The organism is Pseudomonas mandelii (assembly GCF_006438925.1).
GTDB classification, from domain to species: Bacteria; Pseudomonadota; Gammaproteobacteria; order Pseudomonadales; family Pseudomonadaceae; genus Aquipseudomonas; species Aquipseudomonas mandelii_C.
In genome coordinates this window covers 52,713-67,280 of the sequence record NZ_RCZA01000009.1, presented here as the reverse complement: position 1 = coordinate 67,280, position 14,568 = coordinate 52,713, and the positions used below count along the sequence as shown (strand labels likewise).

Sequence of the window (14,568 nt, the reverse complement as noted above, 5' to 3'; positions counted from 1 at the left end):
TGTAGATCCCTGAGATATGCGCCGCCTGTTCCGGCCCCTTCGCGAGCAAGCCCGCTCCCACATTGGATCTCCTGTGTACACACATCTAGTGACCGACACAGATCAAATGTGGGAGCGGGCTTGCTCGCGAAGGGGGCCTAAAGACCACCAGAGGTCTTGAGCGGTACTTGCATCTTCCCCGCCCCGCCCGCATAAATTACAGCATGAACCTGCCCATCCCCGCAGACAGTGCCCTGGCAGGCTTCCACCCCGCCGTCAGCGCCTGGTTCAGCAGCACCTTCCCGACGGTCACCGCCGCCCAGGCCCGGGCGTGGCCGTTGATCCGCCAGCACCGTTCGACCCTGGTCGCCGCACCCACTGGCTCCGGCAAGACCCTCACCGCATTCCTCGCGGTCATCGACGACCTGGTCCACCGCGCAATGGCCAACGGCGGCCATCTGCCGGATGAAACCCTGGTGGTCTACGTTTCGCCGCTCAAGGCCTTGTCCAACGACATCCAGATCAACCTGCAAAACCCGCTGGTCGGCATCACCGAGCAGTTACGCGTGATGGGCCTGCCCGAACTGCAGATCAACACCGCCGTGCGCACCGGTGATACGCCGCAAAAAGACCGCTCGGCGATGCGCAAGACCGCCCCGCACATTCTGGTGACCACCCCGGAATCCCTTTACGTGCTGCTCGGCTCCGACTCCGGTCGGCAAATGCTCAGTACCGCCCGCACGGTGATCGTCGACGAAATTCACGCGATCGCCGCCAGCAAGCGCGGCAGTCACCTGGCCCTGAGCCTCGAGCGACTGCAAGCGTTGTGCGTGCAACCGCTGATGCGGATCGGCCTGTCTGCCACGCAAAAACCCATTGAAGCCGTCTCGCAATTTCTGGTTGGCCGTGATCGCGCGTGCGAAATCATCGACATCGGCCACGCCCGCCCGCGGGATCTGGACATCGAAGTGCCGCCCGTGCCGTTGTCGGCGGTGATGGCCAACGACATCTGGGAACTGGTCTACGACCGCCTCGCCGCCCTCGCCCGCGAACACCGCACCACGCTGATTTTCGTCAACACCCGACGCCTCGCCGAACGCCTGAGCCGTCACTTGAGCGAACGCCTCGGCAAAGACGCGGTGGCCGCCCATCACGGCAGTCTGGCGAAGGAGTTTCGTCTCGACGCCGAACAGCGGCTCAAGCGCGGTGAGCTGCAAGTATTGATTGCCACGGCGTCCCTGGAACTGGGGATTGATATCGGCGATGTCGACCTGGTCTGCCAGATTGCCTCGCCACGCTCGATCGCCGGGTTTCTGCAACGGGTCGGCCGTTCCGGGCACCAGGTCGGCGGCACGCCCAAGGGCCGTTTGTTCGCCACCACCCGCGACGACCTGATCGAATGCGCCGCCCTGCTCGACTGCGTGCGGCGCGGCGAACTCGACACGTTACTGATCCCCAAGGCACCGCTAGACGTACTCGCGCAACAAATCATCGCCGAGGTGAGCTGCCAGGAATGGCAGGAGCAGGCATTGCTGGAGATGTTCCGCAACGCCTCGCCTTACAGCGAACTCGACGAAAAACACTATCAAGCGCTGCTGCAGATGCTCGCCGAAGGCTACAACGGTCGCCTGGGCATCCGCAGCGCTTACCTGCACCGCGACGCCGTGACCCGCACCTTGCGCGGTCGTCGGGGCGCCAAGCTGACGGCCGTGACCAGCGGCGGGACGATCCCGGACAACGCCGACTACAGCGTTTTGCTCGAACCCCAAGGGCTGAACATCGGCAGCGTCAACGAAGACTTTGCAGTGGAAAGCATCGCCGGGGATGTCTTCCAATTGGGCAACACCTCCTACCGAATTCTGCGGGTCGAAACCGGCAAGGTCCGGGTCGAAGACGCTCAGGGCCAACCGCCGACCATTCCATTCTGGCTCGGCGAAGCGCCGGGCCGCAGTGCGGAACTGTCATTCGCCGTGGCCCGCCTGCAAGCGCAACTCGATGAGCTGCTCGGCGCCACCCCCGGTCACTTGCAGCCCGCGATCGACTGGCTGACCGACACCCTCGGTCTGAACCTGGCCAGTGCCGAACAATTGGTCGATTACCTGGCCCGTGCGCGCCTGACATTGGGCGCCCTGCCGTCACAAGACACGCTGCTGATGGAGCGTTTTTTCGACGAGTCCGGCGGCACGCAATTAATCATCCACACGCCGTTCGGCAGCCGCATCAACCGCGCCTGGGGCCTGGCCCTGCGTAAGCGCTTCTGCCGCACCTTCAACTTCGAATTGCAGGCCGCCGCCAGCGAAGACGCCATCGTCCTGTCGCTGTCGACCAGCCACAGTTTTGAACTCGATGATGTCTGGCGCTACCTGCACAGCAACAGCGCCGAGCACACCCTGATTCAAGCCGTGCTCGATGCGCCGCTGTTCGGTGTGCGCTGGCGCTGGAATGCCGGGGTCGCGTTGGCGCTGCCACGCTACAGTGGCGGACGCAAAGTCCCGCCGCAGATCCAGCGAATGAAAAGCGAAGACCTGATCGCCAGCGTATTTCCCGACCAGATGGCCTGCGTGGAAAACCTCGGCGGCGAACGGGAAATTCCCGACCATCCACTGGTGGAGCAAACCCTCGACGACTGCCTGCACGAAGCCATGGACAGCGAAGGCTGGCTGGCGTTGTTGCGGCGCATGGAACGTGGCGACATCCGCTTGATCAGCCGCGACTTACCCGCCCCCTCGCCGCTGGCAGCGGAAATTCTCAGTGCCCGCCCCTACACTTTTCTCGATGATGCGCCGCTGGAAGAGCGCCGCACTCAAGCAGTGCTCAACCGCCGCTGGAGCGATCCCCAGTCCACCGACGACCTCGGTGCGCTGGATGCGGACGCGATTCAAGCCGTGCGTGAGGAAGCCTGGCCAACGCCGACTGCCGTCGATGAAATGCATGAGGCGTTGATGAGCCTCGCCTGCATCTCCGACGCCGAGGCCCTGGCTAATCCAGACTGGCTCGATTGGCTAAACGCCCTGGCTGACAGCGGTCGCGCCAGCCGCCTGTCAATCAATGCCGGGCAAGCGTTATGGCTGGCACTGGAGCGACTGACTTGCCTGCAAGCGATTTATCCACAGGCGATTTTGCAGCCACCGTTGGCGGCGTTACCCGGGTTCGATGACGTCTGGGAAACGGATGAAGCGGTGCTGGAGGTGATTCGTGCGCGGCTCAGCGCGTTCGGTCCGCTGCCGCTGAACGCGATTGCCGAACCGCTCGGACTACCGGCGACTCAAGTCACCCAGGCGTTGGCGCAACTGGAACGCGAAGGCTATGTGCTGCGCGGTCAATTCACGCCCGGCTCAGCGGAGGAAGAATGGTGCGAGCGGCATCTGCTGGCGCGAATTCACCGCTACACCGTCAAGCGTCTGCGGCGCGAAATCGAGCCCGTGGCGTTGCAGGATTTCATGCGTTTCCTGTTCGACTGGCAGCATCTGTCCACCGCGACCCAAGGTCAGGGCAGCGCAATATTGCCCGCCATAGTCGGTCAGTTCGAAGGGTACCCCGCCGCCGCTTCAGCCTGGGACAGCGATATTTTGCCGGCGCGAATAAAAGACTATTCCGCGAGTTGGCTGGATGACCTGTGTCGCAGCGGAAAACTGGTCTGGACTCGCCTGACCGCGCGCAACAAGAGCGCCAGCACGGCGCTGCGCAGCACACCGATTCTGCTGTTGCCACGCAGTCAGGTCGGGTTGTGGAGCGGGTTGACCGAGCAGACGCCGGTCAGCGAACTGTCACCCAAAACGCAAAAAGTCTACGAAGCCCTCAGCCAACACGGCGCGTTGTTTTTCGATGAGCTGACTCACGAGGCTCATCTGCTGCGCTCGGAACTGGAAATCGCCTTGCAGGAATTGGTAGGCGCCGGGCTGGTGAACGCCGACAGCTTCGCCGGTCTGCGAGCGCTGATCACCCCGGCCAGCAAGCGACAGAATCGCAGCAGCCGACGCGGGCGCGGAGCGTTTGTCGGCGGCATGGACGATGCCGGGCGCTGGGCCTTGCTGCGACGCGGGGCGCCTGCACCGGTTGTGGATAACAAACGACCGGCGCCCACGCCGACTGACACCCTTGAACATATCGCCATGACCTTGCTCCGGCGCTACGGCGTGGTGTTCTGGCGCTTGCTGGAACGTGAAGCGGAGTGGTTGCCGAGCTGGCGAGAATTGTTGCGCACGTTCCATCGCCTGGAAGCTCGAGGCGAGATTCGCGGCGGGCGGTTTGTCAGTGGCTTGGCCGGTGAACAGTTTGCGTTGCCCGAGGCCATACCGTTACTTCGTGAGGTGCGACGACGGCCGCATGACGGGAGTTTGATTGCCGTGTGCGGGGTGGATCCGCTGAACCTCGCCGGGACGCTTTTACCGGGCGCGAAGGTGCCGGCGTTAGCGAGTAATCGATTGGTGTATCGCGATGGACTGCCCGCCGCTGCAGAGATTGCCGGCAAACAGACTTTCTGGCTGGAGCTGGATCAGCAATCAACTGCCGAACTGCACAACAAACTCACCCGACACTGATGTTGTCGGCACCGGCCTCTTCGCGAGCAGGCTCGCTCCCACAGGGAATGCGATCAAATGTGGTAGCGAGCCTGCTCGCGAAGAGGCCAATAAGCGCACCAAAATTATTGAGTGCGCGGCTGATCCGGCAAGAACACCGATGAATGCTCCGATACAAGCCCATCGCTTTGCGGCGGTTCAACAGCCTGCCTGGGCATCAAGACCTGCTGTGGATAAGTCTGCGCGAAATGCACCCACGGACTGTTATCCACAAGCTTTTTCAAACGCTGATTGAACGCCCGACTCACCGCGTATTGCCCACCTGACACGGTGCGGAACTGTGCCGTCAGCACCACGCCGTTGAGGTCCATCTTGTCGACACCAAACACATCCAGCGGCCCTTGCAGGTTGTACTTGAGGAACGCATCGTCGCGGATGGAATCCCCTGCCTCGCGGATCAACTCGATAGCCTTGTCGACATCGGTGTCGTAGGTGAATTGCACCGAAAAGAACGCATAGGCGAATTGCCGCGATTGATTGGTCACGGCCTTGATCTGACCGAACGGCACCGAGTGCACAAACCCCTTGCCGTCGCGCAGGCGCAAGGTGCGAATAGTCAGGCCTTCAACGGTGCCGGCGTGGCCAGAGTCGAGCACCACCCAATCGCCAATCGACAACGTGTCTTCGATGATGATGAACAACCCGGTGATCACGTCCTGCACCAATTGTTGGGAACCGAAACCGATGGCCAGCCCCACGACTCCGGCACCGGCCAAAAACGGTGCAACGTTGATCCCCAGGTTCGCCATGGTGGTGATGGCGCAGATCACCACCAGGATGATTTTTATTGCGTTGCGCAGCAGCGGCAGGATGGTTTTGGTTCGGGTACTGGGTTGGCGCGCCGAGCGTTTGTTAACGGGTGGTTTCAGGGCTTCCTGAATCGCCGTGTCCAACACCACCCAGCCCATCCAGGTCACCAGGAAAATCAAACCGATACGGCTCAGGGAATCACTGATCGCCCGGCCGACCGAATTGCTCACCGCAAATTCAAACAGCGACACGCCCCAGATGCGCCCCAGGACATCGATGAACACAATCGCCAGGGCGATGCGCAGCAACGCATGGGACAGGCTGAGAAAGCGTTCTTTGTAGGCACTGCTGCGGCGCACGGCCAACTCACTGCGCGACTTGAACAGGTGATGAAGCGACGTGCTGAGAAACACCGTCGCAATCAGCAACACCGTGGTAAACAGCGCACAGCGCAGTACTTTCTGGTTGTCATCGCCAATGCCGATCAGGTTGATCACCGACACCAGCACCATCAACAAAATCGGCCAGTACCAGAGCCCGGAAAAGATCCGCAGCATTTCACGCAAGGCCGGCTGACTGAGGCGCTGGGATGACGGCAAAATGCGGATCAGATGGGCGACCGGACGGCGCATCTTGATCACCAAAAAGCCAAAGGTGACCGAGGCCGCCACCCCGGTGAACACCGCGACGCTGCTGGTGAGATTGCCACCGAGCAGGCGGGCGATCTGCGGGCTGGTCAAGGCGTCGCTCAGCGCCACGAGGAAGCCCATCAAAAAGAGCGGTCGTGGGCTGTATTGACGAATAATCTGCACCGCCCGACGCTTGTGGCCGGCATTGAAGAGCACCACCAGCGACAACAGCAACGACGCGGCGAAAATGCCGCTGCTGGTGGCATAGGCGAAACACAATGCCAGCGCCCGGCCGGCGGACACTTGCAGGAAGTGGCTGACATACAGCGTCAGCGGCAGACTGATCAGCGCCGGAACGGTGTAGGGCAACACATAACCCAGTAATGCCTGACCGCGCTCGCGAGTGAGCAGCAGGCGGTTCTGGCACAGACGTTTGGCGAGCAGTCCGCCAAGCAACCAGAGCAGCGCGAAAACGCCGATCCACACACCGGACAACAGCAGGAAATCCCCCGCCACGCTCCAGCTCGAGCGGGACGACGGATGATTGACCAGTTGATCCACCTCAACGGCCGCCCGGTCTGCACGCAGACGCCATGCGTCCAACAGGTCCTCGTTGAGATCGAGTTTTCCCTGGACTTGATCAATGCTCGAACTGATGGCCCCCAGCAAACCACCCTGTACCAGCGGTTCGGGGTGGGCCAGTGGTGTCGTGGCGGTGGCCGGCACACCCGGCAGTGCGGCAGCCTCCAGCTCGTTGCTACCCAGAATCAGCAATGCCCCCAGTAGTATCGCGGTCTTGAACTTGAACAAACGCGGCGCTCCTGCATAAGGGTCTGTAAGGAACTGATCGGGGAATTGTAGGCAAGTTCGGTTTTAGCCTGGAGATAACCAGCTAACGCGGCCATAACGCAATCCGTGTAGCAGCTGGCGAAGCCTGCGTCCGGCTGCGCAGCAGTCGTAAAGTCAGACACTGCGGTGTGTCAGATTCACCGTGCACTCAGGGTTCACGACTGCTGCGCAGCCGGACGCAGGCTTCGCCAGCTGCTACCTGGTCTGCGTTGCAGCTGAAAAACCTTTAACCCTTTCGATATTTGATCTATACGCAAATATCAAATGCCCATCCCTCTATTTTTCCACACAACCCAAACCCGGACACTGCGCTCCATCAATCAATCCACCGGAGTTGCAGCCATGCCCATTGCCTTGCTCGCGCTGACCCTCAGCGCCTTCGCCATCGGGACGACCGAGTTCGTCATCGTTGGCCTGTTACCCACCATCGGCGCCGACCTTGGCGTCAGCCTGCCGTCCGCCGGCCTGCTGGTCAGCCTTTACGCATTGGGCGTTGCCATTGGCGCCCCGGTGCTGACCGCCCTCACCGGCAAAGTCCCGCGCAAAATGCTGATGTTGTCGCTGATGGTGCTGTTCACCCTCGGCAACCTGCTGGCCTGGAAAGCGCCGAGTTACGAGTCGCTGATCATTGCGCGGATCGTCACCGGCCTGGCCCACGGGGTGTTCTTTTCGATTGGCTCGACCATCGCCACCAGCCTTGTGCCGAAGGAAAAAGCCGCCAGCGCGATCGCCATCATGTTCACCGGCCTGACCGTGGCACTGGTCACCGGCGTGCCGCTGGGGACCTTTATTGGTCAGCATTTCGGCTGGCGTGAAACCTTCCTCGCGGTGTCTGCACTGGGTGTGATCGCGTTCATCGGCAGTCTGCTTTACGTGCCGAAAAACATTGCCCACAGCAAACCAGCTTCACTGTTGCAGCAATTGCAGGTGCTCAAGCAACCCCGTCTGCTGCTGGTGTACGCCATGACCGCGGTCGGTTACGGCGGCTCGTTCATCGCGTTCACCTTCCTGGCACCGATTCTTCAGGATATTTCCGGCTTCAGCGCCAGCACCGTCAGCCTGGTGTTGCTGGTCTACGGCATCTCGGTGGCCGTCGGTAACCTCTGGGGCGGCAAACTGGCAGACAAACGCGGCCCGATCAGCGCCCTGAAAATCATCTTCGCCCTGCTCGCTGCCGTGTTGTTCGTACTGACCTTTACCGCTGGCAACCCATGGCTGGCCCTGGCCACCGTGCTGGTCTGGGGTGCGGTTGCGTTCGGCAACGTGCCGGGCCTGCAGGTTTACGTGGTGCGTCAAGCCGAACATCACACGCCGCATGCGGTGGACGTGGCGTCGGGCCTGAACATCGCCGCGTTCAACCTCGGCATCGCCGGTGGCGCGTGGGGCGGTGGCTTGATCGTTGCGCACCTGGGCCTGATCCACACCGCATGGATTGGCGGTCTGGTGGTGTTGGTCGCGTTGGCATTGACCATGTGGAGCGGTCGTCTTGATCGGTTGGGCCCGGTGTATGCCGAACCCGCTGAAGGTTTAACCCGAGTAGTCACAGGCCACTGATGAACCCTGTGGGAGCGAGCTTGCTCGCGATAGCGGACTTTCAGTCGATTGAGATGCTGACTGACACTCCGTCATCGCGAGCAGGCTCGCTCCCACATTTGATTTGTGTGGTCTATTGAGCATTAACCGTCCGTAGTCCCGTCGAAACTTTCTCGTCCGCCCCGCAGTCATCAAAAGACAGGGGCAGTCCGAAGACCATTAGACGGGAGGCGACATGGCGGCGATCCACATCGGTATTTCAGGCTGGCGCTACACGCCCTGGCGGGGGGATTTCTACCCAAAGGGGCTGACCCACAAGCGCGAATTGCAATTCGCCTCTCGGGCGGTCAACAGCATCGAAATCAATGGATCGTTTTACGCCCTGCAACGGCCCGAACGTTATGCCCAGTGGTACGCCGAAACCCCAAGGGGCTTCGTTTTCAGCGTCAAAGCCCCGCGTTTCATCACCCACATCAGGCGACTGCGAGACATCCGTAAACCTTTGGCAAATTTCTTCGCCTCCGGGGTGCTTGAACTCAAAGAAAAACTCGGCCCGATCCTCTGGCAATTCCCGCCCAACTTCAAATTCGATGCCGAGTTGTTCGAGACCTTTCTGGAGCAGTTACCCCACAACACCGAAGAGGCTGCCGCCCTCGCCCGCCAGCATGATTCCCACGTGAACGGTCACGCCAGCCTGAAGGCCTACGGGAAAAAGCCTTTGCGCCATGCCGTAGAAATCAGAAACGAGAGCTTCGTCGACCCCGCCTTCATCCGCCTGCTCAAACGCCACAATGCTGCGCTGGTTATCGCCGACACCGCCGGTAAATGGCCGTACCGCGAAGACCTCACCAGCGACTTCGTTTACCTGCGCCTGCACGGTGCCGAAGAGCTCTATGCCAGCGGTTACACCCCCGAGGCGCTGAAGCGTTGGGGTGACCGGATCGAAGCCTGGTACCACGGCCAGCAACCGCCCGACCCGCAGCTGATCGCCCCCCGGCAAAAGCCCAAGGCGCGCAAGTCCCGTGAGGTGTTCTGCTATTTCGACAACGACATCAAAGTCCGCGCGCCCTTCGATGCCCGCCGCTTGCTGGAGCGCTTTCATCTGGATAAAGACCTCGCTACCCGACCCGGTGAACGGGCCGCCGAAGGAGTGCTGTCATGAGCATTTCCGAACCGGTCGGCACCACCGACGAACAGCAACCCATCATCACCGCCGTGCGCCGCTTTACCGTGCTGACGGTCAATACGCACAAGGGGTTCACCGCGCTCAACCGGCGTTTCATCCTGCCCGAATTGCGCGAAGCGGTGCGCAGCGTGTCCGCCGACGTGGTGTTTTTGCAGGAAGTCCACGGCACCCACGAGCATCACCCCCAGCGCTACAGCAATTGGCCGGCGATGCCGCAATATGAGTTCCTCGCCGACACCCTGTGGCCGCAGTTTGCCTATGGCCGCAATGCGGTATATCCGGCGGGCGATCATGGCAATGCACTGCTGTCGAAATTCCAGATCATTCGCCACGACAACCTCGACGTCTCCATCAGCGGTCACGAGAACCGCGGCATCCTGCACTGCGTGCTACGTCTGCCCGGTGACGGCCAGGAAGTGCATGCCATTTGTGTGCATCTGGGCCTTCGCGAAACCCACCGCACCGAACAACTCAAGTTGTTGGCCCAGCGCCTTGAAGAACTGCCCAGCGATGCCCCGGTGATCGTTGCCGGTGACTTCAACGACTGGCGCCAGCGTGCCGACGCACTGCTCAAACCCTGTGGTTTACGGGAAGTTTTCGCCGAACTCCACGGCAAACCGGCGCGCAGTTTTCCAGCGCGCTTGCCGGCGTTGCGCCTTGACCGCATCTATGTGCGCAACCTCAAGGCCAGTCAGCCGCAAGTGCTGGCCGCGCGACCCTGGTCGCACCTTTCCGACCATGCACCGCTATCGGTGGAGATCGAGCTATGAGCAGCCCGCCGATGGATAAAGCCGATGTGGAGCACTTATCCACAACCCCGCCGATCCGTGAGCCGGGCGTGGTCGACGTCGAATATGGCTGGCAAGGCAACAACCGCTTAGAGCTGCTGGAAAACGGCGAAGCGTATTTCCCTCGGGTGTTCGAGGCCATGCGTCAGGCGACGACTGAAATCCTGCTGGAAACCTTCATTGTGTTTGAGGACAAGGTCGGTGATGAGCTGCAGGAAGTCCTGATTGCCGCCGCTCAACGCGGCGTGCGGATCACCGCCAGTCTCGATGGCTTTGGCTGCGGTGAACTGAGTACGGGGTACCTCACCGCCCTGAGTGAGGCCGGCGTGCGCATCCAGATTTTCGACCCGGCGCCCAAACATCTGGGCATCCGCACCAACTGGTTCCGCCGCCTGCACCGCAAGATCGTGGTGGTCGATGGCACGATTGCGTTCATCGGCGGCATCAACTTTTCGGCCGACCATCTGGCTGACTTCGGCCCTGAGGCCAAGCAGGATTATTCCGTTGAAGTGCAAGGCCCGGCGGTGGCTGACATCCATCACTTCGCCTTGCTGCAAAGCGGTCGCCCGGCTCGCGCCAAATACTGGTGGCAACGCCGCACGCAACGGCGCTCGGAGCTGGCGTTCACCGATCATGACGGCCAGGTTCGCCTGGTGTACCGCGACAACGGCGAACATCCGACCGACATCGAAGAGGTTTACCGACAGGTGCTGCGCAGTGCCCAGCGCCGGGTGGTGATCGCCAATGCCTACTTCTTTCCGGGCTATCGCCTGCTGCGCGAGATCCGCAACGCGGCGCGCCGTGGCGTCGATGTGCGACTGATCCTGCAAGGTCAGCCAGACATGCTGGCGGCCAAACTCGCCGCGCGCATGACCTATGACTACCTGCTCAAATCCGGCGTGCAGATTTACGAATATTGCGACCGTCCGCTGCACGGCAAAGTCGCGCTGGTGGATGAGGATTGGAGCACGGTCGGTTCGAGCAACCTCGACCCGTTGAGCCTGTCCTTGAACCTGGAAGCCAATGTGTTGATCCGCGATCGCGCCTTCAACCGCGACCTGTTCGAGCGCCTCGAAGACCTGAGTAACAACCATTGCAAGGTCATGTCCACAGAAAAGTCCCCGCGCGGGCGGGTCTGGCACATGACCGTCGGCTTTCTGGTGTTTCACTTTCTGCGGCACTTCCCGGCCTGGGCCGGTTGGCTGCCGGCGCACAAGCCGCGCCTGAAACCCTTTTCCCATTCCGCCGGGAGTGACACCCGATGAGCCACTCTGATACACAACCGGCGACCCACGCCGACAACCCGACCAAATCCCGTTGGAGCCGCTGGAAACGGCCGCTGACAATGCTGTTTTTCCTGGCGCTGATCGTACTGTTCACGATGCTTGCCCAGCGCATCGAATGGGATGAAGTGTTCGACAACCTCGCAGATTTCAAAGTGCGCACGCTGATCATCGCGTCCGCTCTGACTTTGGTGAGTTTTCTGGTCTATGCCTGCTTCGACCTGATCGGCCGTACCTACATTCGCCAGGACCTGACGTGGAAGCAGATCCTGCCGGTGGGGATTATCAGCTATGCCTTCAACCTCAATCTGAGCGCTTGGGTCGGTGGCATTGCCATGCGTTATCGCCTGTATTCACGACTCGGGGTGAGCAAGGGCAACATCGCGAAAATTCTCGGGTTGAGCCTGGCGACCAACTGGTTCGGCTACATGGTGGTTGCCGGTGCGGTGTTCAGCAGCGGGCTGGTGCGAATGCCGCCAGGCTGGAAGCTGAGCAGCGACGCCTTGCAAGGTGTAGGCGTGTTGCTGTTGCTGCTGAGCGCGGGGTATCTGGCAGCGTGTCAGTTTTCCAAGCGACGGGAGTGGGCAATACGCGGGATAGAAATCGACCTGCCCTCCCTGCGCATGGCGGTGCTGCAACTGGCCCTCGGGGCGCTGAACTGGTCGCTGATGGCGGCGGTGATTTTCACCTTGCTGCCGAGCAAGCTGGATTACCCGCTGGTGCTTGGGGTGTTGTTGATCAGCGCGATTGCCGGGGTCATTACGCACATCCCGGCAGGGCTCGGCGTGCTTGAAGCGGTGTTCGTGGCGCTGCTGCAACATGAAGCGTCCCGAGGCAGCCTGGTGGCGGGATTGCTGGCCTATCGGGCGATCTATTTCATCTTGCCGCTACTGATTACCCTGGTGATGTACCTGATCGTGGAAGCCAAGGCCAAGTCGTTGCGGATCGAGAAGAAACCTTCTTGAGCAATGCGCTGAAGCAGATGCCGCTATCGCGAGCAAGCTCGCTCCCACATTTGATATCTGGTGCTCACCAATACTGTGCTCACCTCAAATCCAGTGTGGGAGCGAGCTTGCTCGCGATTGATCGCAAGAACACCGCAGATCTTAACTGGATTGGATAATGCTCAACCGCTCACCCACCACCATCTCGGTGATCCAGCCCACCAGGATCGAGGTGTATGCCTGTTGCGAAACAGGCTCGCTCAAGGCGTGATCGGCGCCGTCGATAATCCGGTGGGTCAGCGAGTGAGTCTGCTGACAGGCCGCGCGGTAACTCATGATGGTGGCGTGGGGCACATAGTCGTCGGTCTCGGACTCCACCAGCAGCACATCCCCGGTAAATTGCGAACACGCATGCAGCGCACGATTGCTGTCGGCGCGGACTAACGTGCGGCGGTAATCACGTAAATCGAGCTTGTCCAGGTCACGTTTGGGTGTGTGCCATTGATCATCGCGATACAGCGCCGGCACCCGCAGCGCCAGCCAGCGCACCGGACGCAATGACGTCAGGATCGACGCCAGGTAACCGCCATAACTGGTGCCGACCACGGCAATCGCCGATGTATCGAGCGCCGGGTGCGCGAGCAAGCGGTCATACGCCGCCAGCAGGTCGCGCAGATTGTCTTCCCGTGTGACTCGATTCAGCGCAATACCGGCCCCGCCGGTGTGTCCGCGCAAGTCGAACGTCAGGCAAACACAACCCAGACCGGCGATGCCTTTCGCCCGCTCCAGGTCTCGCTCCTGACTGCCGCCCCAACCATGCACAAAGAGCACGCCGGGGACTTTCGATTTGGGACTGAGAAAGGTCCCGATCATCTGTTCATCGTCGATGTCGATCTGAATGGTTTCGCTTCTAGCCGTCATAGGATTTAACCGTTACGTACTTGAGAAGAAAGTCACTGTTTTGCGCCGGCCCGCGATACACCTCGATGGCGTCCGCCGGCAGCGGCTGGTCGATGTAGGTCTCGACCGACGACACGCGAATCGCACGCATCCCGGGGTCGTTGACGAAGCTCTGCAAGGCGGCGACTTCGGCGCTGCTGGCACCGCCCATCCGCCAGGACTGCTCGAGCACGCCGCTGCGCTGTTTGCCGTTACTGTCCACACCTTGGGCGATGTCGTAGTTGCGGCGGGAGGCGTAAAAACCGGGATAAGCCTCGTCCGCGGCACTGTCGAACACTTGCGCCTGGTGGATCGCCAGCCGTACATCGTCCGGCAGATCCAGTTCGAGCAGATCGTCGTAGTACCCCTGCACCACCAGCAGGTTGGACCCTCCATAAACCTGCTCGCCCTGACCGTCTTCGGTCAAGTATTGATCACCGCAATAACTCAGCACCTGGTCGCCGATAAAGCTCTGACCGACGCTGTGGGTGATCACCTTGTCCAGGTCTTGCTCCAGCACCACACCTTCAGTGAACAGCGTTTTGGCATCGGGCCTGGCGAGGATGGCGTCGAACTGGTCGAGGCTTTTGATCACTTCCTGACCACGGCCGGCGCAGGCATGAATCGGTTTGATGCGAATCGGGCCGCTGTAGAGCAGGTGTTCTGCCGCGGGCCGCGCATCGTCCATGGAAAAAACACTGAGACCATCGAGCACCACGCTGCGCACACGTTCGGAAAACAACGGCGACCAGCCTTCCGGTGCATGAGCATTTTTGTTGCGTAACCCGTGGCTGATGGCTTTGGTGCAGATGAAATCATGGTCGACGTAACCGCCCCACAAATCCTCCGGCCCTTTGACGCCCAATCGCCGGGCAGCAGCGACGCCAACAAGCGTCTGGGTTGGCAACAGATACAGGTCTCGACCGTTGTGCAGTTCCGGGTCGTAACTGCCGCCGTATTTAAGCCCCAGGACCTGTGCCAGCCAACGGGCCAGCGCACGATTGGTTTCCACTTCGTGCAACGGAGCCTCGGGGCGCACGGAGTGGGCGACCACCAGTTTTTTGCGGCTTGCTGGGGTCATGCGTCCCCCTTCAATCTGCGCTTGATG

General features: G+C 61.0%; 9 protein-coding genes. 6 read left to right on the top strand and 3 right to left on the bottom strand.

What is annotated here, in order from left to right:
• Positions 1-203: 203 nt before the first annotated feature.
• The gene (locus EAH74_RS20970; protein ID WP_140680807.1) at positions 204-4,520 is read left to right on the top strand and encodes an Lhr family helicase; all 4,317 of its coding nucleotides are present in this window, start codon (positions 204-206) and stop codon (positions 4,518-4,520) included.
• A 104-nt stretch (positions 4,521-4,624) separates the two neighbouring features.
• Here the strand turns inward: EAH74_RS20970 and EAH74_RS20965 are convergent, their stop codons facing one another.
• Positions 4,625-6,748 carry a mechanosensitive ion channel family protein gene (locus EAH74_RS20965; RefSeq protein ID WP_140680805.1) on the bottom strand — a complete coding sequence of 708 codons (2,124 nt, stop codon included), beginning with the start codon at positions 6,746-6,748 and terminating at the stop codon, positions 4,625-4,627.
• Between the two features lie 381 nt (positions 6,749-7,129).
• Between EAH74_RS20965 and EAH74_RS20960 the strand changes: the two genes are divergently transcribed.
• The 5 genes from EAH74_RS20960 to EAH74_RS20940 all read left to right on the top strand — a co-directional run bounded on the left by EAH74_RS20960 (position 7,130) and on the right by EAH74_RS20940 (position 12,542).
• Positions 7,130-8,341 carry an MFS transporter gene (locus EAH74_RS20960; protein ID WP_140680803.1) on the top strand — a complete coding sequence of 404 codons (1,212 nt, stop codon included), beginning with the start codon at positions 7,130-7,132 and terminating at the stop codon, positions 8,339-8,341.
• 214 nt (positions 8,342-8,555) lie between these two features.
• The gene (locus EAH74_RS20955) at positions 8,556-9,482 is read left to right on the top strand and encodes a DUF72 domain-containing protein (protein WP_140680801.1); all 927 of its coding nucleotides are present in this window, start codon (positions 8,556-8,558) and stop codon (positions 9,480-9,482) included.
• Positions 9,479-10,276, top strand: a complete 798-nt coding sequence (locus tag EAH74_RS20950; RefSeq protein WP_140680799.1) for an endonuclease/exonuclease/phosphatase family protein — start codon at positions 9,479-9,481, stop codon at positions 10,274-10,276. Before EAH74_RS20955 ends, EAH74_RS20950 begins: the two co-directional genes overlap by 4 nt.
• Positions 10,273-11,559, top strand: a complete 1,287-nt coding sequence (gene clsB, locus EAH74_RS20945; RefSeq protein ID WP_140680797.1) for a cardiolipin synthase ClsB — start codon at positions 10,273-10,275, stop codon at positions 11,557-11,559. The genes EAH74_RS20950 and clsB overlap by 4 nt, the downstream gene beginning before the upstream one ends.
• Entirely contained in the window at positions 11,556-12,542 is a 987-nt protein-coding gene (locus EAH74_RS20940; protein ID WP_140680795.1) for a lysylphosphatidylglycerol synthase domain-containing protein, read from the top strand. Before clsB ends, EAH74_RS20940 begins: the two co-directional genes overlap by 4 nt.
• Positions 12,543-12,683: 141 nt before the next feature.
• Here the strand turns inward: EAH74_RS20940 and EAH74_RS20935 are convergent, their stop codons facing one another.
• Positions 12,684-13,442, bottom strand: a complete 759-nt coding sequence (locus EAH74_RS20935; RefSeq protein WP_123365600.1) for an alpha/beta hydrolase family protein — start codon at positions 13,440-13,442, stop codon at positions 12,684-12,686.
• Positions 13,432-14,541 (bottom strand): DUF3182 family protein, encoded by a 1,110-nt coding sequence (locus tag EAH74_RS20930; protein WP_140680793.1) that lies wholly within the window; start codon positions 14,539-14,541, stop codon positions 13,432-13,434. The genes EAH74_RS20935 and EAH74_RS20930 overlap by 11 nt, the downstream gene beginning before the upstream one ends.
• Positions 14,542-14,568: the final 27 nt, after the last annotated feature.

Excerpts from the sequence above, each read along its gene's own strand:
- EAH74_RS20970 (WP_140680807.1), top strand. The coding sequence starts at position 204 with ATGAACCTGCCCATCCCCGCAGACAGTGCCCTGGCAGGCTTCCACCCC.
- EAH74_RS20960 (WP_140680803.1), top strand. The coding sequence starts at position 7,130 with ATGCCCATTGCCTTGCTCGCGCTGACCCTCAGCGCCTTCGCCATCGGG.
- EAH74_RS20955 (WP_140680801.1), top strand. The coding sequence starts at position 8,556 with ATGGCGGCGATCCACATCGGTATTTCAGGCTGGCGCTACACGCCCTGG.
- EAH74_RS20950 (WP_140680799.1), top strand. The coding sequence starts at position 9,479 with ATGAGCATTTCCGAACCGGTCGGCACCACCGACGAACAGCAACCCATC.
- clsB (WP_140680797.1), top strand. The coding sequence starts at position 10,273 with ATGAGCAGCCCGCCGATGGATAAAGCCGATGTGGAGCACTTATCCACA.
- EAH74_RS20940 (WP_140680795.1), top strand. The coding sequence starts at position 11,556 with ATGAGCCACTCTGATACACAACCGGCGACCCACGCCGACAACCCGACC.
- EAH74_RS20935 (WP_123365600.1), bottom strand. The coding sequence starts at position 13,442 with ATGACGGCTAGAAGCGAAACCATTCAGATCGACATCGACGATGAACAG.
- EAH74_RS20930 (WP_140680793.1), bottom strand. The coding sequence starts at position 14,541 with ATGACCCCAGCAAGCCGCAAAAAACTGGTGGTCGCCCACTCCGTGCGC.